The sequence below is a fragment of the Planomonospora alba genome (assembly GCF_039534085.1).
Taxonomy (GTDB): Bacteria; Actinomycetota; Actinomycetes; order Streptosporangiales; family Streptosporangiaceae; genus Planomonospora_B; species Planomonospora_B alba.
The window spans coordinates 65,022-84,367 of the sequence record NZ_BAAAUT010000024.1; the positions used below are offsets into that span (position 1 = coordinate 65,022).

Annotated in this window: 20 protein-coding genes, 1 tRNA gene and 1 pseudogene; 13 read left to right on the forward strand and 9 right to left on the reverse strand. The window is 74.6% G+C overall.

The window, feature by feature from the left end; translation table 11 throughout:
• The first annotated feature begins 21 nt into the window (after positions 1–21).
• Entirely contained in the window at positions 22–1,629 is a 1,608-nt protein-coding gene (locus ABD823_RS16245) for a serine/threonine protein kinase (RefSeq protein WP_344860340.1), read from the forward strand.
• A 199-nt stretch (positions 1,630–1,828) separates the two neighbouring features.
• On the forward strand, positions 1,829–2,941 hold the full coding sequence (locus tag ABD823_RS16250; RefSeq protein ID WP_344860341.1) for a DUF5925 domain-containing protein: 1,113 nt from the start codon (positions 1,829–1,831) through the stop codon (positions 2,939–2,941).
• A 106-nt stretch (positions 2,942–3,047) separates the two neighbouring features.
• Here ABD823_RS16250 and ABD823_RS16255 read toward each other — a convergent pair whose 3' ends face one another.
• On the reverse strand, positions 3,048–4,541 hold the full coding sequence (locus ABD823_RS16255) for an MFS transporter (protein ID WP_344860343.1): 1,494 nt from the start codon (positions 4,539–4,541) through the stop codon (positions 3,048–3,050).
• A 151-nt stretch (positions 4,542–4,692) separates the two neighbouring features.
• Here ABD823_RS16255 and ABD823_RS16260 point away from each other — a divergent pair, with 151 nt between their 5' ends.
• Entirely contained in the window at positions 4,693–5,625 is a 933-nt protein-coding gene (locus ABD823_RS16260) for a helix-turn-helix domain-containing protein (RefSeq protein WP_344860344.1), read from the forward strand.
• Positions 5,626–5,650: 25 nt separating this feature from the next.
• Entirely contained in the window at positions 5,651–6,919 is a 1,269-nt protein-coding gene (locus tag ABD823_RS16265) for a M20/M25/M40 family metallo-hydrolase (RefSeq protein ID WP_344860346.1), read from the forward strand.
• Positions 6,920–7,010: 91 nt separating this feature from the next.
• Here ABD823_RS16265 and ABD823_RS16270 read toward each other — a convergent pair whose 3' ends face one another.
• The 4 genes from ABD823_RS16270 to ABD823_RS16285 all read right to left on the reverse strand — a co-directional run bounded on the left by ABD823_RS16270 (position 7,011) and on the right by ABD823_RS16285 (position 10,678).
• Entirely contained in the window at positions 7,011–7,481 is a 471-nt protein-coding gene (locus ABD823_RS16270; protein WP_344860348.1) for an ATP-binding protein, read from the reverse strand.
• Positions 7,482–7,646: 165 nt separating this feature from the next.
• The gene (locus ABD823_RS16275) at positions 7,647–8,396 is read right to left on the reverse strand and encodes a DUF1206 domain-containing protein (protein WP_344860350.1); all 750 of its coding nucleotides are present in this window, start codon (positions 8,394–8,396) and stop codon (positions 7,647–7,649) included.
• Between the two features lie 202 nt (positions 8,397–8,598).
• A complete protein-coding gene (locus ABD823_RS16280; RefSeq protein WP_344860351.1) occupies positions 8,599–9,537 on the reverse strand; it encodes a Ppx/GppA family phosphatase in 939 nt (312 codons plus the stop codon).
• A 775-nt stretch (positions 9,538–10,312) separates the two neighbouring features.
• Complete coding sequence (locus tag ABD823_RS16285; protein WP_344860353.1) at positions 10,313–10,678, reverse strand: winged helix-turn-helix transcriptional regulator; 366 nt, start codon at positions 10,676–10,678, stop codon at positions 10,313–10,315.
• 130 nt (positions 10,679–10,808) lie between these two features.
• Here ABD823_RS16285 and ABD823_RS16290 point away from each other — a divergent pair, with 130 nt between their 5' ends.
• The 4 genes and pseudogenes from ABD823_RS16290 to ABD823_RS16305 all read left to right on the forward strand — a co-directional run bounded on the left by ABD823_RS16290 (position 10,809) and on the right by ABD823_RS16305 (position 13,257).
• Positions 10,809–11,768 (forward strand): NADP-dependent oxidoreductase, encoded by a 960-nt coding sequence (locus ABD823_RS16290; RefSeq protein WP_344860355.1) that lies wholly within the window; start codon positions 10,809–10,811, stop codon positions 11,766–11,768.
• A gap of 168 nt (positions 11,769–11,936) precedes the next feature.
• Positions 11,937–12,581, forward strand: coding sequence for a CHAP domain-containing protein (locus tag ABD823_RS16295; RefSeq protein ID WP_344860357.1), 645 nt, complete (start codon positions 11,937–11,939; stop codon positions 12,579–12,581).
• Positions 12,582–12,784: 203 nt separating this feature from the next.
• Positions 12,785–12,913 (forward strand): annotated as a pseudogene (locus tag ABD823_RS34665) (disulfide bond formation protein DsbA); the annotation flags it as partial.
• 83 nt (positions 12,914–12,996) lie between these two features.
• The gene (locus ABD823_RS16305) at positions 12,997–13,257 is read left to right on the forward strand and encodes a mycothiol-dependent nitroreductase Rv2466c family protein (RefSeq protein ID WP_425566619.1); all 261 of its coding nucleotides are present in this window, start codon (positions 12,997–12,999) and stop codon (positions 13,255–13,257) included.
• Between the two features lie 68 nt (positions 13,258–13,325).
• Here the strand turns inward: ABD823_RS16305 and ABD823_RS16310 are convergent.
• Positions 13,326–13,399, reverse strand: a tRNA-Pro gene (locus ABD823_RS16310).
• Positions 13,400–13,524: 125 nt separating this feature from the next.
• Here ABD823_RS16310 and ABD823_RS16315 point away from each other — a divergent pair.
• The 4 genes from ABD823_RS16315 to ABD823_RS16330 all read left to right on the forward strand — a co-directional run bounded on the left by ABD823_RS16315 (position 13,525) and on the right by ABD823_RS16330 (position 15,813).
• A complete protein-coding gene (locus tag ABD823_RS16315) occupies positions 13,525–13,962 on the forward strand; it encodes a hypothetical protein (protein ID WP_344860359.1) in 438 nt (145 codons plus the stop codon).
• An 86-nt stretch (positions 13,963–14,048) separates the two neighbouring features.
• On the forward strand, positions 14,049–14,696 hold the full coding sequence (locus tag ABD823_RS16320) for a hypothetical protein (RefSeq protein WP_344860361.1): 648 nt from the start codon (positions 14,049–14,051) through the stop codon (positions 14,694–14,696).
• 97 nt (positions 14,697–14,793) lie between these two features.
• A complete protein-coding gene (locus tag ABD823_RS16325; RefSeq protein WP_344860363.1) occupies positions 14,794–15,624 on the forward strand; it encodes a hypothetical protein in 831 nt (276 codons plus the stop codon).
• A gap of 3 nt (positions 15,625–15,627) precedes the next feature.
• Positions 15,628–15,813 (forward strand): hypothetical protein, encoded by a 186-nt coding sequence (locus tag ABD823_RS16330; protein ID WP_344860365.1) that lies wholly within the window; start codon positions 15,628–15,630, stop codon positions 15,811–15,813.
• Between the two features lie 107 nt (positions 15,814–15,920).
• Here ABD823_RS16330 and ABD823_RS16335 read toward each other — a convergent pair whose 3' ends face one another.
• The 3 genes from ABD823_RS16335 to ABD823_RS16345 form a co-directional block, all read right to left on the reverse strand.
• The gene (locus ABD823_RS16335; RefSeq protein ID WP_344860367.1) at positions 15,921–17,249 is read right to left on the reverse strand and encodes an NAD(P)/FAD-dependent oxidoreductase; all 1,329 of its coding nucleotides are present in this window, start codon (positions 17,247–17,249) and stop codon (positions 15,921–15,923) included.
• A 28-nt stretch (positions 17,250–17,277) separates the two neighbouring features.
• On the reverse strand, positions 17,278–17,814 hold the full coding sequence (locus ABD823_RS16340; RefSeq protein WP_344860369.1) for an ATP-binding protein: 537 nt from the start codon (positions 17,812–17,814) through the stop codon (positions 17,278–17,280).
• A 119-nt stretch (positions 17,815–17,933) separates the two neighbouring features.
• A complete protein-coding gene (locus tag ABD823_RS16345; protein ID WP_344860372.1) occupies positions 17,934–18,710 on the reverse strand; it encodes a SigB/SigF/SigG family RNA polymerase sigma factor in 777 nt (258 codons plus the stop codon).
• Positions 18,711–18,905: 195 nt separating this feature from the next.
• On the opposite strand from ABD823_RS16345, the gene ABD823_RS16350 reads away from it, so the two are divergent.
• Complete coding sequence (locus tag ABD823_RS16350; protein WP_344860374.1) at positions 18,906–19,286, forward strand: STAS domain-containing protein; 381 nt, start codon at positions 18,906–18,908, stop codon at positions 19,284–19,286.
• Positions 19,287–19,346 lie beyond the last annotated feature (60 nt).

Genomic DNA, 19,346 nt, shown 5'->3' on the forward strand with positions numbered 1-19,346 from the left:
GGCCTCGCTAGCCTTGCCCCCATGACCGCAGCCCCCCTGACCCCGGACGACCCGGCCCGCCTCGGCCACTACCGTCTGGCCGGACGGCTCGGCGAGGGCGGCCAGGGCGTCGTCTACCTCGCGCACGCGCCCGGCGGGGAGCCCGTGGCGGTCAAACTGCTCTTCCGCGGCGACGCCGACTCCCGGAACCGGCTGGCCCGGGAGCTGTCGGCGCTGGAGAGCGTCGCCCCGTTCTGCACGGCGCGGGTGCTGGACGCCTCGGTGGACGGGCCCCGCCCGTACGTGGTGAGCGAGTTCGTGGACGGCCCCTCCCTGGAGCAGCGCGTCAAGCGGGACGGTCCGCTGCGCGGCGGCGAGCTGGAGCGCCTGGTGGTCGGCACCGCCACCGCGCTGGCGGCGATCCACGCGGCCGGGGTGGTGCACCGCGACTTCAAGCCCGCCAACGTGCTGCTCGGCCCGGACGGGCCCCGGGTGGTCGACTTCGGCATCGCCCGGGACGAGGGCGCCGCCACCCACACCTCCGGCCTGATCGGCACCCCCGCCTACCTGTCCCCGGAGCAGGTCGCCGGGTCCCCGGCCTCGCCCGCCTCCGACGTGTTCGCCTGGGCGGCGACCATGGTCTACGCGGCGACCGGGCGCTCGCCGTTCGGGGCCGACACCGTGCCCGCCGTGCTCCACCGGGTCCTGCACTTCCAGCCCGACCTGTCGGCCCTGCCCGCCCGGTACGGCGCGCTGATCGCCTCCTGCCTGGACAAGGACCCCGCCCGCCGCCCCACCTCCCGGTCGCTGATGGTCGGCCTGGTCGATCCGGGGGCGGGCGGCGCGCCCTCCGTGGAGGACCTGGCGGGGATCGGCGCCCGGCAGGCATCCCCCGCCGGGACCCCCGGCGTCCCCGAGGGCGCGCCGCGGGCCGCCGTCCCGCCCGGCTCCGGCCCGGAGCGGACCGGCCCAGGGAGCGGACCGGAGCGGACCGGGCCCGGTGGGCGGTCCTCCCAGAGCACCTTGGAGGGGCGCGGGCGCTCCAGGGGGTTCGTGACCGGCTCGGTCCTGGCGGTGCTGTCCGTGCTGGTCGCGGCGGGAGCCGCCGCCTGGCTCACGCTCGGCGACCGTCCCGGGTCCGCCGGGTCGGTCGCCCCGCCCACGGCGGCCGGAACCGGCACGCGGGCCGCCGGGACCGGCTCCCCCGGACCGGCCGGGGCCTCCGGCACCTCCGGGGCCACCGGGACTCCGGCCGCGGAGGCGAGCGCGTCGCCGGGGCCCGCGGACACGCCTTCCTCCCCGCTCGCCGGAGGGGGCGTGAAGATCCCCGCCTCCTTCGCCGGGAAGTGGGGCGGGGACGACATCACCTCGACCAACCCGCTCTCCCCGGGCGGGACGAGGATCGACATCGAACTGGTGGCCGGGGCCCGCGACGCGGCGTGGGCCGAGCCGGCCCACGGCTGCCAGGGCCGGATCGTCCTGAAGGCCGTCGAGAAGGACACCCTGACCTTCGAGCTGCCCGCCGGCACCGGCTGCGTCCCGGGGACCGTCTGGCTCACCCGGAAGGGCGAACTGCTCACCTACACCTGGAAGGACGTGCCCGGTCTCGGCATCGTCACCCAGACCGGCGACCTGAGCCGGATCTCCTGAGCCGGATCTCCTGAGCCGGATCTCCTGAGCCGGCCCCCTGACCCGGGCCCCGCCCGGAAGGCCGTCCCCGCGGAAGGGCGCCGGGGGAGGCCCCCGCGCGCCGTACGGCACCCGGCCCGGCGACCGGACGGCGCCGGCGAGGCAGTGGAAAGCGGAAAACCCATCGACCTCCGCGGTCGCAGACGGGATCATTACCGGCATGTCCGTGTTGAAGGAGGTCCGTTTCGCACCCGAGCAGCACGCCGCGGAGCTGCCGATGAACATCTGGCTCGACGACGGCGACACCGCCGTGGACGTCATCGACGCCCTCGCGCTCTCCCCGTTCGCCACCGGCGCCCAGCCCTGGGCCCGCACCGCCACCCTGGAGCGCGTGCGCTCCGACGCGCCGCTGATGCCCTCGGGAGGGACGCTCGTCCGGGCCGCCAGGGAGGAGGACGGCCGCGACTCGCGCCTGGTGACCGGCGAGGGCTGGACGCTGCGCGTGATCCGCTACAAGAGCCGGTCCGCCACGGTCAGCGTGACCGCGGTCAGCGAGGAGCTGGCCCGCTCGGTGGTCGAGGAGACCATCAAGGACGCCGCGGAGCCGGCCCCGGAGAGCGAGCACGTCGAGATGGGCTTCTGGTGGCACGGCGGGCACGGCAGCCGCCGCTCCGGCAGGCCGATCACCACCTCGCGCTGGCCCGAGGTCCGCGGCAACTACGCCCGGTCGCTGCACGAGCCGCTCTCCCGGCTGATGTCGCTCACCCCGGGCGGCGTGCACGGCCGGCTGCTCCTGCTGCACGGCCCGCCCGGCACGGGCAAGACCACGCTGCTGCGCACGCTCGCCCACGAGTGGCGGTCGTGGTGCCAGGTGGACTGCGTGCTGGACCCGGAGCGGCTGTTCAGCTCGCCCGGCTACCTGATGGAGGTCGCGGTCGGCTCCGACTCCGACGAGAGCGGCGAGAAGTGGCGGCTGCTGGTCCTGGAGGACTGCGACGAGCTGATCAGGAACGGCGCCAAGGAGGCGACCGGGCAGGGCCTGTCCCGCCTGCTCAACCTCACCGACGGCCTGCTCGGCCAGGGCCGGGACGTGCTGGTGGCCATCACCACCAACGAGGACCTGGCCCGCCTCCACCCGGCCGTGGTCCGGCCCGGCCGGTGCCTGGCCCAGCTGGAGGTGGGCGCGCTGCCGTACGAGGAGGCGGCGGCCTGGCTCGGCACCGCCGAGGGCGTCCCCCCGGCGGGCGCCACGCTCGCCGAGCTGTTCGCCCTGCGCGACGGCGTGGCCCGGCGCACCGCCGCCCAGGACGCCTCCACCGGCCTCTACCTCTGAGGCGCCGCCGAGCGGACGCCGCTCCCCCCGTTCCCGTGCAGGGGATCCGGGCGGGCGCGGTGCGGGTCCCCGGACGCGGGGATCCGCACCGCGCGCCGCCGCTCCGTCAGGCGTCCCGGCGCGCCGCATGCGCGGGAGCCGGCGGGCGCAGGAAGAGCAGGCTGGTGAAGACTCCCAGCAGCACGATGGCGGCGTTCACCGCGATGGCCGCCTTCAGCCCGCCGAGCACGGCGAGCGCTCCGGTCCCGGTGATCGCCGACGTGGCGATCGCGCTCATGATCGGGGTGCCCATGGTGATGCCGATCTGCTGGGTCATGGTGGCCAGGCCGGTCGCCAGGCCCTGTTCGCGGTCGGGCAGGCCGGAGGTGGCGGTGACCATGAACCCGACGATGACCAGCATGTTGCCGACGCCGCCGGCGAAGGTGGCCGCCAGCAGCAGCCACATCCAGGAGCGGTCGCCTCCCAGGCCGAGCAGGGCGGCGGTGGAGACCGCCTGCGCCAGACCGCCGGCGATGAGCGCGGAGCGGGCGCCGATCGCGCCGATGACCCTCGGCGCGATCGAGCCGCCGACCACGGTGCCGATGCCGAGCACGCCGAAGGACAGGCCGGCAGCCAGCGGCGAGAAGCCCAGCACGTTCTGCAGGTAGAGCGTCAGCAGGAAGACCAGGGACGTCTCGGTCAGGAACGCGATGAGCCCGGCGACGTTCCCCCAGGCGACCGTGCGCCTGCCCAGCACCGCCGGGGGGACCAGGGGTGCGCCGGAGCGCCGCTCGACGAGGTGGAACACCACCAGCAGCAGCCCGCCCGCGGCCAGCGGGACGAGGGCGCCGGCCGTGCCCCAGCCGTGCTCCCCGGCCTGGGTGAGGCCGAAGACGACGGCGAGCAGGCCGAGGGTGACGCTGACCGCGCCGGGCACGTCCAGCCTCGGGCGGCCGTCCGGCCTGGACTCCTTGATCACGATGGGTGCGGCGACCAGCACGAGCACGGCCACCGGCACGTTGATGAAGAACGCCCACCGCCAGGACAGCAGGTCGGTCAGGAGCCCGCCCAGGATGGCGCCGGTGGTGAACCCGGCCGACATCAGCGCGCCGTTGAGGCCGAGCGCCCGCTCCCGCAGGGGACCCTCCGGGAAGGACGTGGTCAGCAGGGACAGCCCGGCCGGGGTGACCGCCGCGGTGGCCAGCCCCTGGAAGACGCGGGCGGCGATCAGCGCTTCCGGGCTCTGCGCCAGGCCGCCGACCAGCGAGGCGGCGCCCAGTACGGCGAGCCCGCCCAGGAAGATCCTGCGGCGGCCGAAGAGGTCCGCCAGCCTGCCGAACAGCAGCGTGAAGCCGGCGGCGCACAGCGCGAAGGCGGTGGCGATCCACTGCAGGTGCGCCAGGGAGAACCCCAGGCCCTCGCCGATGACCGGCAGGGCCACGTTGAGGATGGAGAAGTCCACGGCCAGCATGAACTGGGCGGCCAGCAGGATGACCAGCACCAGCAGCAGCCGGGGGGTGAGCCGCCGGGGCGCGCCCGGCGGTGCGGTCCCGGGAGCGGCGCTCCGGGCGGTGTCGGCGGTCCCGGGAGCGGCGCTCCGGGTGGTGTCGGCGGTCGGCATGGTGCAAGGAGCCTTTCCTCTCGGTTGCTGCGACGCCAGAAGGCTCACCCGTTCCCCCGCGGCCGACCAGGACCGGGCGCGGACCGGCATCCCGGAGGGTGGTCATTTCATGACCAGGCTCCCGCCGCTTCCGGCATGCATCATGGGACGCATGGACAGGGCGAGGGAACTGGGTGACTTCCTCAAGAGCCGGCGGGCCGCGCTGGATCCCGGGGAGCTGGGGCTGAGGACGTACGGCACGCGCCGCCGCGTGTCAGGGCTGCGCCGTGAGGAGCTGGCGATGCTCGCGGGCGTGAGCGTGACCCACTACACCCGCCTGGAGCAGGGGCGGGCGGCGGGCGCCTCCGACTCCGTGCTCGACGCGCTGGCCCGCGCCCTGCGGCTGACCGAGGACGAGACGGCCCACCTCAAGCACCTCGCCCGGCCCTCGGCGGCCGCCCGGCCCGCCCCGGCCCGCCCCGAGCACGCGAGCCGCTCGGCCCGGCGGCTGCTGGAGGCGATGACCGAGGTGCCCGCCCTGGTGCTGGACCGCAGGAACGACATCCTGGCCTGGAACCGGCTCGGCCACGCGCTGCTGGCCGGCCACCTCGGCGCCGCGGCTCCCGACGACCCGGCCGCGCGGCCCAACCTGACCCGGCTGCTCTTCCTCGACGAGCACTTCCGCGAGCTCTACCCGGACTGGCCCGAGGAGGCCACGCTCGCCGTCGCCTCCCTGCGCCTGACGGCGGGACGCCATCCGGACGACCGCAGGCTGGCCGAGCTCGTCGGCCGGCTCGCCATCCAGAGCGAGGAGTTCGCCACGCGCTGGGCCCGCCACCCCGTGCGCACGTGCACCTCGGGCGTCAAGCGCTTCCACCACCCGGTCGTCGGCCCGATGGAGCTCTATTTCGAGAACCTCCTCATCCCCGGCGGGTCCGGGCAGCGCATCATCGCCTACAGCGCCGAACCGGGATCGCCCTCCGAGGCCGCGCTGCGCCTCCTCAGCCTCTCCGCTCCCGGCGCGGACCGGCCGGGCGCCGCCGGGGAGGCGTCCTGGCACGACCGGGCGGGCGTCGCCTACCCTGCAGGGATTCGGGACACCTGACCGACGACCCCCTGGAGGGTTCCGCATGAGCGAGGTCGCGCGGATCTGTTCGGATCTCATCAGGTTCGACACCACCAACCCCGGCTCCGGCGAGCGCCCGGCGGCCGAGTACGTCGCCGAGCTGCTCTCCGGCGCGGGCGTCGAGCCGGTCGTCTTCGAGTCGGCCAGCCGGCGGACCAGCGTGGTCGCGAGGATCCCCGGTGACTCGCCCGAGGCCCTGCTGGTCCACGGCCACCTCGACGTGGTCCCCGCCGAGCCCGCCGACTGGCGGGTCCACCCGTTCTCCGGGGAGGTCGAGGACGGCTGCGTCTGGGGGCGCGGGGCGGTGGACATGAAGGGCACGCTGTCCATGACGCTCGCCCTGGTCCTCGACTGGGCCCGGCGCGGTGTGCGCCCCCGGCGCGACCTGGTGCTGGCGTTCCTCGCCGACGAGGAGGCCACCGGCGCGTACGGCGCGCGCTACGCCGTGACGCACCACCGGGAGCTGTTCGACGGCTGCACCGAGGCGATCAGCGAGTCGGGCGGTTACAGCGTCGCGGCGCCGGGCGCCCGCGTCTACCCGGTCGCGGTGGGCGAGCGCGGCACCGCGTGGATGCGGCTCACCGCGACGGGTGTGGCGGGCCACGGCTCCCGCCCGCCGGCGGACAACGCGGTCGCCGAGCTCTGCCACGCCCTGTCCCGGCTGGCCTCCCACCGGTGGCCGGTACGGCTGACGCCCGCGGTGGCCGCGCTCATCCGGTCGCTGGAGGAGGTCCTCGGCGAGCGGATCGACACCGACCGGCTGGAGGAGGAGGCCGAGCGGCTCGGCCGGGTCGGCGTGCTGTTCGCGGCGCAGATCCGCAACTCGGCCAACCCGACGATGCTGGAGGCCGGCTACAAGGTCAACGTGGTCCCCGGCAGCGCCGTGGCCCACGTGGACGGCCGGTTCCTGCCCGGCCACCGCGAGGAGTTCCTGGAGACGGTCGACCGGCTCCTCGGGCCGAAGGTCACGCGGGAGTTCGTCAGCCTGGAGGAGGCGCCCTCGGCCCCGCTGGACAGCCCGTTCTTCGAGCAGCTCTGCGCGGCGCTGGTGGCCGAGGACCCGGCCGGGCGGCCGGTGCCGTACGTGATGTCGGGCGGGACCGACGCCAAGTCCTTCTCCGGCATCGGCATCAGGGGGTACGGCTTCGCCCCGCTGATGCTCGGCCCGGACCTCGACTACCACGGCATGTTCCACGGGGTGGACGAGCGGGTCCCCGTCGAGGGGCTGGAGTTCGGCGTCCGCGTCCTGGACCGGCTCCTCGCGGCCACCTGAGCGGCCGGGCCGGCGGGCCTCCGGCTTCCGGCGGGATCCCGGCCTCCGGAAGGGCTCGGCCGACGCCGGGGGTCGGGGACTCCGGCGGGGCTCAGCCGACGCCGGCCAGCCGGACCCGCGAGAGCTCGGCCGGTTCGGTGACGAGCTCGAACCAGACCTCGGTGGAGCCGGCCCGGCGGACCAGGCCCCACCGGTGGGCCAGCGCCTCCAGCAGCGGCAGGCCCCGGCCTCCGGTCCCCTCGTCCGGGGCGTGGCACACGCAGGGCGCCGACGCCGAGCCCTCGTCCTGCACGCGCACCCGCACGCCTCCGGCCGGGCGGGAGACGCCCAGGACGAAGGCGCCGCCCCTGCCTGAGCGGGAGTGCACCACCGCGTTGGTGACGATCTCGCTGGTCAGCAGTACGCAGTCGTCGTGCAGGGGGTGGTCCCGGCCCAGGGCCGCCGAGACCAGGCGGCGGGCTCTCATCACCTGCTCGGGGGAGCCCCGCAGGATCCACTCGCTCCCGCCCGGTCCCCCGCCGTGCCCTCCGCCGAGTTCTCTGTCGTACTCCGACAAGTCCATGCGGCCCTCCCGATGCTGTCCACGACTCTGGGAAGACGCGGAGCTTCGAGGGAGAGATGTCCTGGAAAAGTAGGAATGATCTGACTTACCGGATAGCCAGGTCGGACTTGCCGACCCGGCCTCCTCCTGCATGGCCGCACCCGCCGCCACGCGCGTCCCGTCGCGTCACATCCGGTGCCAGCGCGCCTCGAAGAAGCAGTAGACCGCGAACAGCAGCAGCCCGATCGCGACGACGCCCAGCAGCCACGGCCCCACCGGGGTCTCGGCCAGCGAGCGGAGCGTGGAGTCGATGCCCTTCGCCTGGTCCGGGTCGTAGGTCACCGCCGCCTGCACGACGAAGACGCCGGCCGCCGCGGCGATCACCCCGCGGGCGAGGTAGCCGGCCGTGCCGAGCCGCTCGGCGAGCTCCCGCGCCTTCGGCGGCATCTCCCCGATCCGCAGGTCCTTCAGGAACCTCTTCTTCCAGCCCTTGTGCGCCCAGTAGGCGCCCAGGGCGATCAGGCCCAGGCCGGCCAGGCCGACGAGGAACTGCCCGCCGGGCGCCTCCATCAGCTTCGCGGTGAGGTCCTTGGACTGCTCGTCGGTGGAGCTGCCCGAGTCGCCGCGGAGCAGGAGCCCCAGGATCGCGGCCGTGATCAGCGCGTAGACCGCGGTGCGCGCGGCCGACTCCACCCGGTCCTTGGTCTGCCCGCGCCCGATCACCGCCTCCGAGAGCTGCCAGAGGGCCAGCGCGGCGAAGCCGACGGCCATCAGCCACAGCAGCGCGGTGCCGAAGGGCTGCTCCCGAACCATCTCGATCGCGCCGGTCTTGTCGGCCTCCCTGCCGCCGCTGCCGCCGCCGAAGGCGATCTGCAGCGCCAGGAAGCCGATCAGCCCGTAGAGGACGCCGCGGCAGGCCAGGCCGAGGCGGGCCAACCTGTCCAGCGTCCGACTGTTCGCCGCTCTGCGGGCGGCGCCTTCCACCTGTACGCCGTTCATACCCCTGCGACTTACCTGGCAAAGGGGCGGCAAACCTGGTCGGGGGGCGGGCGGCCGGACGGAGCGGCCGGGTCGGCGGCGGAGCGGCGTCTCCGGGCGGGCGGCGCGGTCCGGGCCGGCGACCCATCCGGGCGGCGCGTCAGCCGGGCAGCGTGTCCAGGCGGCGCAGGATGACCCCCTCGCGCAGCGCCCAGGGGCACAGCTCCAGCTCCTCCACGCCGAACAGGTCCATCGCGGCGTCCGCGACGATCGCCCCGGCCGGCAGCTGCCTGGCCCGCCCCGCCGAGACGCCCGGCAGCGCCATGCGCTCCTGCGCGTCCATCCCGGCCAGCCTGCCGGCCCACCCGGCCAGGTCGGCGTGGCGCAGCACCCGGCGCACGCGCTCCCCCTCGGCGGAGGGCGCGGCCCCGGCGATCCGCGCCAGCTGCTTGAACGTCTTGGAGGTCGCCACCGCGTGGTCGGCCCGGCCGTACCGGGCGACATCGCCCACGGATCGGGCGATCTGCGCGCGCACGTACCTGCGCAGCGCCCGCACCTCCTCGGCGGGCGGCGGGTCCGCGGTGAACCGGTCGCGGGTCAGCCGCCCGGCGCCGAGCGGGAGCGAGACCGCCACGTCCGGCTGCTCGTCGATCCCCGAGGCGATCTCCAGTGACCCGCCGCCGATGTCCACCACCAGCAGCCGCCCGGACGACCAGCCGAACCAGCGCCGCACGGCCAGGAAGGTGAGCCGGGCCTCGTCCTGGCCGGAGAGCACCTGGATGTCCACCTGCGTGCCGGCCTTGATCCACTCCAGGACCTCGTCGCCGTTGACGGCCTCCCGGACGGCCGACGTGGCGAACGCCATGAGGTCCTCGACGCCCTTGTCCTCGGCGATCCGCAGGGCCTCCTCGACGAACCCGCGCAGCCGCGCGGCCCCGGCCTCCGACAGCCGGTCCCCGTCCTCCGCGCGCTCGACATGCTCGGCCAGCCGCAGCTCGACCTTGTGGGAGTAGGCGGGCAACGGCCGGGCCCCCCGGTGGGCGTCCATCACCAGCAGGTGAACCGTGTTGGAACCCACATCCAGAACGCCCAGTCGCATGGGGATGAAATTACTACTATTTGGCACTTCTTCTGTCCGCGGCGGTGCCCTCCGCCCGGACCCGGCCCGTCTGCGGCGGGCCGGGACGGATGCCGGTCGGATCGGCCGCGCCGGCACGGGGGGCGGACCCCGTGCCGGCGGAAAGGGCCGAATCCCGTCGGACGCGGGTTGAACCCCGCGGCGGGGCCGGCGCTACCCACCGGCCGATGGACGCAGGAACCGAGGAGGCCATGCCGCCGCGCCGGGCGTGGGGGCTGCTGCTGATGGAGGCCCGGCTGCTGCATCCCGCGATCTGGCACGCCTCGTTCCTCGTCATGGCCGCGTGCGCGGTCCTCGTCCTGGCCGCGGGCCGCCCGGACGGCTCGCGGACGCTGCTGGGCCTGGCCGTCCTGGTCGCGTCGCGGCTGGGCCCGATGGCGCTGCTGGCCGCGCTCAGCCTGCTGCTGTCGGTGCGCTGGAACGCCGGGGGCGCGGTGGCGGTCTCGCTGGCGCTGTGGAGCCTGCCCGCCCTGGCGGCCACCGACCTGGCCGTGCCCGCGGGGCGGCGTCGGGGAGCTCGTCGCCCGGGCCCGCGGGCGGGTGTGGACGGTCACCACCCCCGGTCCCGCCCCGCCGGCGGGCAGGATCGTCTCCGCCGTCCCGGACGGCGCGGGGATGCGCTACCGGATCGTCGCGCCCGCCCCCCCGGAGCCGTCCGCCCGGCCGGCCGAGCCGACCCTGGAGGACGGCTACCTCGCGCTCGTGGAGGCCGGACGGGTCCCGGGAGGCCGGGCCGTCATACCGGGCGGGGCTGCGGGAGCTCGTCCAGGTGCCGCTCGACCCAGCCGCGCAGCGCGCGCAGCGGCTCGGCGACGCCGGAGCCCAGCTCGGTGAGCTCGTACTCCACGTGCAGCGGGACGGCCGGGTAGACCGTGCGGTCCACGAACCCGGCCTCCTCCAGCCGGCGCAGCGTCTGGGTGAGGACCTTGGGGCTGACGCCCTCCAGCCGGCGCTGCAGCTCGCCGAAGCGCTGCGGCCCTTCCTCCAGCGCGCCGATGGCCAGCGCGGTCCACTTGGTGGCCAGCAGGTCGAGCACCCCCCGGCAGGGGCACTGCGCGGCGTAGACATCGTGCTTGTCGTGCCGGCCAGTCGTGCACGTCATGGCCATGAACGCGTTCCTCCAGGACGGCCTCGATGCTTACCAATAGATAGTAGGACCCCTTGCGGGTTACCACTACCCTGCGGATAGCGTCCCGGCATCACCGGAAACGACTCCTCGAGGAGGAACGACCATGGCGCACATGCGTGCCGTCAGCCAGGACGCCTTCGGCGGTCCGGAGGTCCTGCGCACCGTGGAACAGCCCCGGCCCGAACCGCTGCCCACCGAGGTCCTGGTCCGCGTCGTGGCGGCGGGCGTCAACCCCGTCGACGTCAAGACCCGCGAGGGCGGGGGCATGGCCGGCGTCCTGGGCGAGCCGCCCTTCGTACTCGGCTGGGACGTCTCCGGCGTCGTGGAGGAGACCGGCTTCGGCGTGCACACCCTCGCGCCGGGTGACGAGGTGTACGGCATGCCGCACTTCCCCCGCCAGGCCGGCGCCTACGCCGAGTACGTGACCGCCCCGTCCCGGCAGTTCGCCCGCAAGCCCCGCTCCCTGAGCCACGACGAGGCCGCCGCCGTACCGCTCGCCGCGCTGACCGCGTGGCAGGCCCTGGTGGACGCGGCCGGGATCCGGCCCGGGCAGCGGGTGCTCGTGCACGCCGCAGCCGGCGGCGTCGGGCACTTCGCGGTCCAGTTCGCCAGGCACCTCGGCGCGTACGTCATCGGCACCGCCCGGGCCAGCAAGCACGAATGGCTGCGCGGGCTCGGCGCCGACGAGGTGATCGACTACACCTCGGTCCGCTTCGAGCAGGCGGTCAAGGACGTGGACGTGGTCGTCGACCTGGTCGGCGACGAGCACGACGCCACCAGCACCCGCTCCCTCGAGGTGCTGAGCCCCGGCGGGCTCCTGCTCGCCGTCCCCTCCGGCGTCTCCCCCGACCTGCTCCGGCGGGCCGGGGAGCGCGGCCTGCGGGCGAGCGGCTTCCTCGTCGAGCCGGACGGCGCCGCGCTGACCCGCATCGCGGAGCTGATCGACGGCGGCCACGTCCGGGTCGAGGTCGAGGAGGTGTTCCCGCTGGAGCAGGCGGGCGCCGCGCACGAGCGCCTCGCCCGGGGCAGGGCCCGGGGCAAGCTCGTGCTGCGCGTCGGCTGAGGACGGGGCGGGCGGGGCAACCGGACGGCACCCGTTCCGCATCCCGCCCCGCCACCCTCCACGGGCTTGATGGAGAAGGACAGCCCGGCCGACGGCCGAACGCCCGCCGGACCCGAGGACCGCACCTCGGGCACGGAGGCGTCCCGCTCCCGACGAAGGGTCCTCTCCATGATCTCCCTTGCCCGCCTCAGCACCCGCTCCCGTGTCCTGGCCGCCGCCCTGGGGGCGAGCGTCGCCGCCGGCGCGGTCCTGACGGCGGGCGCCCTGGTCTCCGGCCCGGAGGCCTCCGCCGGCACCGCCGCGGCGAAGAAGGCGCCCGGCGTGACGGCGCAGGACCTGCTGCAGATCGCCGAGAGCCAGATCGGCGTCACCGAGAACGCCTCCGGCGGCGGCACCAAGTTCCAGAGCTGGTACGTGTCCTCGCAGCGGGCGCGGGAGACCGTCGAGCGCGACGGCGGCAACGTCGAGGCCTACGCCGACGCCCCCTGGTGCGCGATGTTCGTCTCCTGGGTGGGCGAGCAGGCCGGCATCCGGCCCACCGTGGGCTGGGACGCCTACACCGTCACCTACGCGAAGTGGTTCGAGGCGAACGGCAGGTGGGGCTCCGAGGCCACCCCCGGCGCGGTCGTCTTCTTCGACTGGAAGCGCGGCGACAGCCTGTACGGGATCGACCACGTCGGCCTGGTCGAGAAGGACAACCGCGACGGCACCATCACCACGATCGAGGGCAACACCGGCAACGGGAAGGTCGAGCGGCGGGTCCGGCCCAAGGCCGAGGTCGTCGGCTACGGCTACCCGCGGTACGCGGCCTGACCCGCCGGGAGCGGGCGGCGGAGGCCCCGCACCGCCCGGGCGGCACCGCAGGCGCGGGCGCGGCCGCCCCGGCGCGCCCCGGCCCGGTGGCGCCGCCGGGCCCCGGGAGACCGCCGGCCGCCTGGCGGGGCTTGAGCCCGCAGAACGCCCGCAGCCGCCCTCAGGCGTCCTCGGACGCCCGGAGGCGAGACCCCGGAGGACCGGTGGCGACCGACACCACGACCGGCACGGCGACGGACACCGCGATCGCGGACTTCTGGTTCGCCCCCTCCTGCCCCTGCACCTGGATCACCTCCCGGTGGCTGCTGGAGGCCGCGAAGGTCCGGCCGATCGAGGTGCGCTGGCACGTGATGAGCCTGTCGGTGCTCAACGAGGGCCGCGAGGACGACCCGGAGGGCGATCCCGAAGGCTACCTGTGGCTGCCCGTGCTCCCGCCGTACGGCGGGAGCACGGGCAGCAGGCCCTCGGACGCCTCTACACCGCGCTGTGGACCCGCGGAGGCGACGGCGGCGGGCGCGTCGTCTTCTTCGGCCCCGTCGTCTCCCGCGTCCCCACCGGGGAGCAGGCCGGCCGGTTGTGGGACGGGACCCTGCCGGTGGCGGGCACCCCGGGCTTCCACGAACTCAAAGGCACGCCGCACGCCGAGCCCCGGCTGCACCGGCCCGCATACCGGTAGCGGGCCGGGAAACGAAGAAGGCCTGCCGGAATGGGCTTTCGACCCATCCAACAGACCTCTTCGATCTGTCGGGACGACAGGATTTGAACCTGCGACCCCTTGACCCCCAGTCAAGTGCGCTACCAAGCTGCGCTACGTCCCGGTTTGTCCGTCGGCCCTTGCGGGCCGCCCTCTCGGGCGGACGTCATAACCTTAGCGCAGATCGAGTGGAGATGTGCACGCCGAGGCGGTCGCCGGGCGACATTGATCATCTGAAGGGCGGGGCGCGTGGGACGCAGGGCGCTGATCGACCAGCAGGAGCTGCGGCGGCTGGCCGCGCAGGGGCTCTCCAACGCGGAGCTGGCCGCCCGCTTCGGGGTGAGCGAGTCGGGGATCCTGCAGGCCAAGCGGGCCGCGGGGCTGTCGAAGCCGATGCTCGACCACTCGCGGGCGATCCCGTGGAAGCTGAACCGCGCGCACGCCCAGTCCGGCCCGGCGACGAACCTGCGCAACCTGTCGTCGGTCGCCCAGGGGCGCGTGATCCCGAAGGAGAAGCTCAACACCGCCCTGCGCTGGGCCGAGCGGCTGGTCTCCGCGGGCCTGGACGTCGCCTACGACCCGGAGCACGGCTTCCGCGAGGTCCCGGCCGCCTCCGGGGAGTCGCTCGTCGGGAAGGTGCTCGCCGAGGCCCGCGGCGCCCTCGCGCCGAACCCCTCCGAAGAGTGACACCTTGGTGACCGGGGCGGTTTCGAGGCGGGTCCCTGGGGCAGCGCACGGGGGCAACCGCTGAGACAACCGACCGGAGGCGCAACATGTCCACCGAGAGCTTGATCTGGGTGGCCGTCGTCGCGGCCGCGGTGGTGGCGATCATCGCAGTGGGCTACGCCGTACTGCGGCAGCGACGCCGGCACCGGCTCCGCGACCGGTTCGGCCCCGAGTACGACCGCACCGTCCGCGAGCGCGAGAGCCGGCGCGCGGCGGAGCAGGAGCTCATCGCCCGCGAGCAGCGGGTCGACTCGCTCGACATCCGCCCGCTCGGCGCCGAGGCGCGCCAGGCCTACGCCAGGAAGTGGCTGGAGGTGCAGGAGCGTTTCGTGGACGCGCCCGGATTCGCGGTCACCGAGGCCGACCACCTGGTGACCTCGGTGATGGCCGACCGGGGTTATCCGACCGAGGACTTCGAGCAGCGGATCGCCGACCTGTCCGTGGCCCACGGCCGCACCCTCGACCACTACCGCAAGGCGCACGAGATCAGCGGCCGCGCCGCCCGGCAGTCCGCCTCCACCGAGGAGCTGCGGCAGGCCATGGTGCACTACCGGGCCCTGTTCGAGGAGCTGCTGGAGGATCCGGGGACCTCGGAGCACGACGGTGGCGCCTCCTCCCGGTCCTCCCGGAACGGTTCCCCCCGGCACGCCCAGGCGCCCTCCGGCCCGGTCCGCGACGACACGCGGACCCGCTGACCGCCCGCGGGCGGGTACCGGGGAGCACGGAGCACGTGCTCCCCGGTACCCGCCCGATCTCCGGATCCCCCCGCATCCCCCAAGGACGGTGACCCGTATGAACGACCGACCCGACCGCGTCCCGGATCGCCCGGCATCCGGACACCCCGCCGACCGGCTGGTCCACTCGGGCCGCGACGGCCGGGACGAGGGGCTCGGCGACACCGGCCCGACGGTGCCTCCCCAGCGCGTCGAGCGGGTGTCCCCCGACGCCTCGGACGCCTCGGACACCTCAAACGCCTCGAACGCCTCGAACGCCTCGCATGCCTCCGCTGCCTCCGCGACCGGTGACGAGCCCGCCGCGACCCACGACGACGCGCCCGCCGGACGCCCGGGCGACCTGGCGGACACCGGTCCCGGGCTGACCGACGCCGACCGTCCGGACACCGCGGGCGCGGAGGTCCCCGACCCCGCGCACGCCGGTCCCGGGGCGTCCGGCGGGGCGCCGGCCACCCGCCTGCCGCTGCTCGACGGGGATCCGGCCGAGGTACGGCGGCGCTGGCAGCAGGTCCAGGTGGGCTTCGTGGACGATCCGCGCGGAGCGGTGGAGCGCGCCGAGTCGCTCCTCGGCGAGGTGACGGACGGGATCCGCGCCGCGCTGGAGGCCCGGGTCTCCGATCTGCGGAGCCGGTGGAAGGACGGGGACGGCGACACCGAGCGGCTCCGTACGGCTCTGCGCGGCTACCGGTCGGTGCTGGAGCAGCTGCTGGAGCTGGCCGCCGCGCCCGCCGGGAGCGGGACGCCCGGAACGGCTCCCGCTCCGGGGACCGCGCCCTCCGCCTCCGCTCCGTCCGTTCCTCCGCCGGGCGCGGGCGGGCCCTCCGGGGACGCCGCCTCCGCGGACGCGTCCCGGGGGGTCTCCGGAAGCTCGCCGGCGGGAAGGGAGTGACCGATGCTCGCGATCGCCGCCGCCATCGTGTTCGGCCTCGGCCTGCTGCTCGACCTGCTCGGCGCCAGGCTGGGCGCGGGCGTCACCGGCACGACCTTCCTCCTCCTGGGGCTGCTCCTGCTCGCCCTGCACCAGGCCGGCTTCGGCACGGCCGGGTGGCGGGGCGGGGGCTGGCGTCGCAGGCGGTGAGCGGGCCGGCCCCGCAGAGGCAGTGACGACAGAGGGGACGCCGTCGGCCGACGGCGCCCCCTCGCGCGTTCGCGGGCCGCCCTCCGCAGGGGGCGGGACCGCAGGGCTCACCGGCGCCCGGCCGGGGTCCGGGCACCGTCCCGGGCCGCGAACTCGAACTCCTCGCGGGGGTTGGCCAGCGCGCCGAGCGAGGTGATCTCCCGGGGGAAGAACAGGGAGAGCGTCCAGTCGACCAGCACCCGGACCTTCCGGTTCAGGGTCGGTACCCGGGACAGGTGGTAGGTCCGGTGCATGAACCAGGCCGGGAAGCCGCGCACCTTGCGGCCGTAGATCTGCGCCACGCCCTTGTGCAGGCCCAGGCTGGCCACCGAGCCCGCGTAGGCGTGCCGGTAGGGCCTGCGCTCGCTGCCCCGGAGCGTGGCCACCAGGTTGTCGGCCAGGGTGCGGGCCTCCCGTACGGCGTGCTGCGCGTTGGGCGCGCACGTCTGCCCCGGCTTGGTCAGGTCCGGTACGGCGGCGCAGTCGCCGGCGGTGAAGACGTTCGGGTGCCCCTCCACCGTCAGTTCGGCGGTGGCCTTGATCCGGCCGCGCTCGTCCAGGGGCAGGCCGCTGGCCTGCACCAGCGGGTGGGGCTTGACCCCCGCGGTCCACACCAGGGTGGAGGCGTTGAAGACGCTGCCGTCGTCCAGGACGACGCGGCGGTTCTCGGCGGACCGCACGAGGCTGTTGAGCCGGACGTCGATGCCGCGGGCGCGCAGCTGCTCGATCGTCCACCGGCCCATGTCCGGGCCGACCTCGGGGAGGATCCGGTCGGTGGCCTCGACCAGGACCCAGTGCATGTCTCCGGGGTGGATGGACGGGAAGTAGCGGCAGGCGTCGCGGGCCATGTCCTCCAGCTCGGCCAGGGCCTCGACGCCGGCGTAGCCGCCGCCGACGAACACGAAGGTCAGCGCCCGGGAGCGGACCTCGGGGTCGTCGGTGGAGGAGGCCACGTCGAGCTGGGCCAGCACGTGGTTGCGCAGGTGGATGGCCTCCTCGACGGTCTTGAACCCGATGCCGCACTCGGCCACGCCCGGGATGGGCAGCAGGCGCGAGACGGAGCCGGGCGCGACGACGAGGAAGTCGTAGCCGAGGGTGCGCGAGGGCCCCTGGCTCGGCTGCACCTCCACGGTCCGCGCCCTCAGGTCGACGCCGACCGCCCAGCCGTTGACGACCTCGCACCTCTTCAGGACCGCGCGGAGCGGGACGACCACGTGCCGGGGCTCGATGCTGCCCGCGGCCGCCTCGGGGAGGAACGGCTGGTAGGTCATGTAGGAGTCGGAGTCGACGACGGTGACGCGGGCCTCGCCGCGGCGGAGTCTGCGCTGCAGGCGCAGCGCGGTGTACATGCCGACGTAACCGCCACCGAGGATCAGGATGCGGGGAATCTGGCTCATGGCCTGCCCCCTACCCGGAAAAAGGGGTTCAGATCGTGAAGGACATGGTGACGGTCGTCCCCCCGGCGCCGGTCCGGAAGCTGATGTCGGAGCTGACCATCCGGGCCACCCACAGCCCCATGCCGCTGGTGGCGTAGGGGCCGGGAGGGGTCTGGCCCGGGACGGCCTCGGGGGTCCACCGGCCCTCGTCGCGGATCTCCACGACGAGGGCGCCGTCGGCGACCCACATGCGCAGCAGCGCCTTGGCGCTGGCGTGGCCGTGGGTGACGGCGTTGGTGGCCACCTCGTTCACCGCGACGAGGAAGTCGGGCAGGCGCTCCTCCGCCATGCCGCCGCGCCGCGCGTGGGCGGCGGCGAACTCGCGCACCGCCGGCAGGTCGGGGAGGCAGAAGGCGAGCTCGGCGAGGGCCGTGCGGGCTGGTGCGGGCAGGTCGACGGGGGGCGAGGTGCCGTCGGGGGACGGGGGCCCCGCGGCAGGGGGCGTGCCTCCCGGGGGAACGGAGGAAGGCGGGAACCGGCCGTCGCCCGCCAGAGAGCGAGCCGGACGAGCACCGTCCTCGTTCACCCGTGAACCGCCTCCCCTGTCCCGTGGCGCCGCGACCGTGTACGCCCGGGGGTCATCGGATCGCACCCTATGCCACCTCGGTCCCCGCCGACTGAGCTGCCCCGTAACCCGGGTCATATTCAGGCCTCGGCGAGAAGCTCGGCACGCAACTGGTCCAGCACCTTACGCAGAATGCGGGAGACGTGCATCTGGGAGATGCCGAATTCCGAGGCGATCTCGGCCTGGGTCATGTTCCCGAAGAAGCGGAGCAGGAGGATGTTCTTCTCCCGCGGCGGCAGCTTGTCGATCAGCGGCTTGACCGCCTCCCGGTCCACCAGCACCGACAGGGCGTCGTCCTCGTCGGGGATCACGTCGCCCAGGGCCGCGGCGTCGTCGTCGGCGCCGAGCGGCGCGTCGAGGGACAGGGCGCTGTAGGCGGCGGAGGCGTCGAGGGTGAGCAGGACGTCCTCTTCGCTGATCTTCATCTTCTCGGCGAGCTCGGCGACGGTCGGCGCGCGGCCGAACTCCTGGCTGAGGTCGGCGACCAGGCGGTTCAGCTCGGCCCTGCGCTCCTGGTAGACGCGGGGGACGCGGATGGCCCAGGTGCGGTCGCGGAAGTGCCGCTTCACCTCGCCGGTCATGGTGACGACGGCGTAGCCGCGGAAGGGGTGGCCGAGCGTCGGGTCGTAGCCGTTGATGGCCTTCATCAGTCCGACGTAGGCGGCCTGCAGGAGGTCCTCGAGCGGCTCGCCGCGGTAGCGGTAGCGGCGGGCGATCTCCATGGCCAGCGGGCGGTGCATCTCGACGATGCGCTCACGCAGGCGCTCGGCGCGGTATTCAGAGATTTCAGGCGAGACCATCTCCGCGAGGAGCTCCTCGGCGGTCATGTCGTTGAGTTCGAGTGCCTGAACAGACATTGCTGCTCCCTGATATGACTGTCGGGCGGCGCCGACACCCGCGGAGCAGTCTCCGGGCAGACGGCATCGCCTCGACCACGTTTCGAGGCGAGGCCCTCTGCTGGACCTCGGATCCAGTATTCCCCGGATGCCGGGAGTATTACTCCCCGCCAGGTAACAGTAAGGTTGCTATGCGAGCGGCGAGGAGGAGCCCGGGTGACGGTGTCGAACAACGGTGATGGATCTGCTGCCCTGACCTTGACGTCGGCGGTCGTCGACGGGGTCGACGTGATCCAGGTGACAGGCCTGCTCGACGCCACCACCAGGGACCAGTTCGCCGACTACCTGGCCGCGGAGGCGGCTGAGCACGGCCACGACATGGTCCTGGACCTGAGCGGTGTGACGTTCATGGACTCCCGCGCGCTCGGGCTCATCGTGCACCAGTGGCAGGTCAGCACCCAGGCCGGCGGGCGCTTCGCCCTCACCGGGGTGGAGTACGCCAAGACCAAGGTGATGTGGATCACCGGGCTGGCGCAGCGGCTCCCGCTCTACGACACGGTCGGCGACGCGCTGGCGGCGTTCGGCCGGCCCGTCTGAGCCGGCCGACCCGATCCCCCTCCCGGCCGTCCCGGCCCGCGGGGCGCCCGTCCCGCCGGT

What these genes read in the sequence shown, in the direction of transcription:
- ABD823_RS16245 (WP_344860340.1), top strand. Translation starts at nt 22, where the DNA reads ATGACCGCAGCCCCCCTGACCCCGGACGACCCGGCCCGCCTCGGCCAC.
- ABD823_RS16250 (WP_344860341.1), top strand. Translation starts at nt 1,829, where the DNA reads ATGTCCGTGTTGAAGGAGGTCCGTTTCGCACCCGAGCAGCACGCCGCG.
- ABD823_RS16255 (WP_344860343.1), bottom strand. Translation starts at nt 4,541, where the DNA reads ATGCCGACCGCCGACACCACCCGGAGCGCCGCTCCCGGGACCGCCGAC.
- ABD823_RS16260 (WP_344860344.1), top strand. Translation starts at nt 4,693, where the DNA reads ATGGACAGGGCGAGGGAACTGGGTGACTTCCTCAAGAGCCGGCGGGCC.
- ABD823_RS16265 (WP_344860346.1), top strand. Translation starts at nt 5,651, where the DNA reads ATGAGCGAGGTCGCGCGGATCTGTTCGGATCTCATCAGGTTCGACACC.
- ABD823_RS16270 (WP_344860348.1), bottom strand. Translation starts at nt 7,481, where the DNA reads ATGGACTTGTCGGAGTACGACAGAGAACTCGGCGGAGGGCACGGCGGG.
- ABD823_RS16280 (WP_344860351.1), bottom strand. Translation starts at nt 9,537, where the DNA reads ATGCGACTGGGCGTTCTGGATGTGGGTTCCAACACGGTTCACCTGCTG.
- ABD823_RS16285 (WP_344860353.1), bottom strand. Translation starts at nt 10,678, where the DNA reads ATGACGTGCACGACTGGCCGGCACGACAAGCACGATGTCTACGCCGCG.
- ABD823_RS16290 (WP_344860355.1), top strand. Translation starts at nt 10,809, where the DNA reads ATGGCGCACATGCGTGCCGTCAGCCAGGACGCCTTCGGCGGTCCGGAG.
- ABD823_RS16295 (WP_344860357.1), top strand. Translation starts at nt 11,937, where the DNA reads ATGATCTCCCTTGCCCGCCTCAGCACCCGCTCCCGTGTCCTGGCCGCC.
- ABD823_RS16320 (WP_344860361.1), top strand. Translation starts at nt 14,049, where the DNA reads ATGTCCACCGAGAGCTTGATCTGGGTGGCCGTCGTCGCGGCCGCGGTG.
- ABD823_RS16325 (WP_344860363.1), top strand. Translation starts at nt 14,794, where the DNA reads ATGAACGACCGACCCGACCGCGTCCCGGATCGCCCGGCATCCGGACAC.
- ABD823_RS16330 (WP_344860365.1), top strand. Translation starts at nt 15,628, where the DNA reads ATGCTCGCGATCGCCGCCGCCATCGTGTTCGGCCTCGGCCTGCTGCTC.
- ABD823_RS16335 (WP_344860367.1), bottom strand. Translation starts at nt 17,249, where the DNA reads ATGAGCCAGATTCCCCGCATCCTGATCCTCGGTGGCGGTTACGTCGGC.
- ABD823_RS16345 (WP_344860372.1), bottom strand. Translation starts at nt 18,710, where the DNA reads ATGTCTGTTCAGGCACTCGAACTCAACGACATGACCGCCGAGGAGCTC.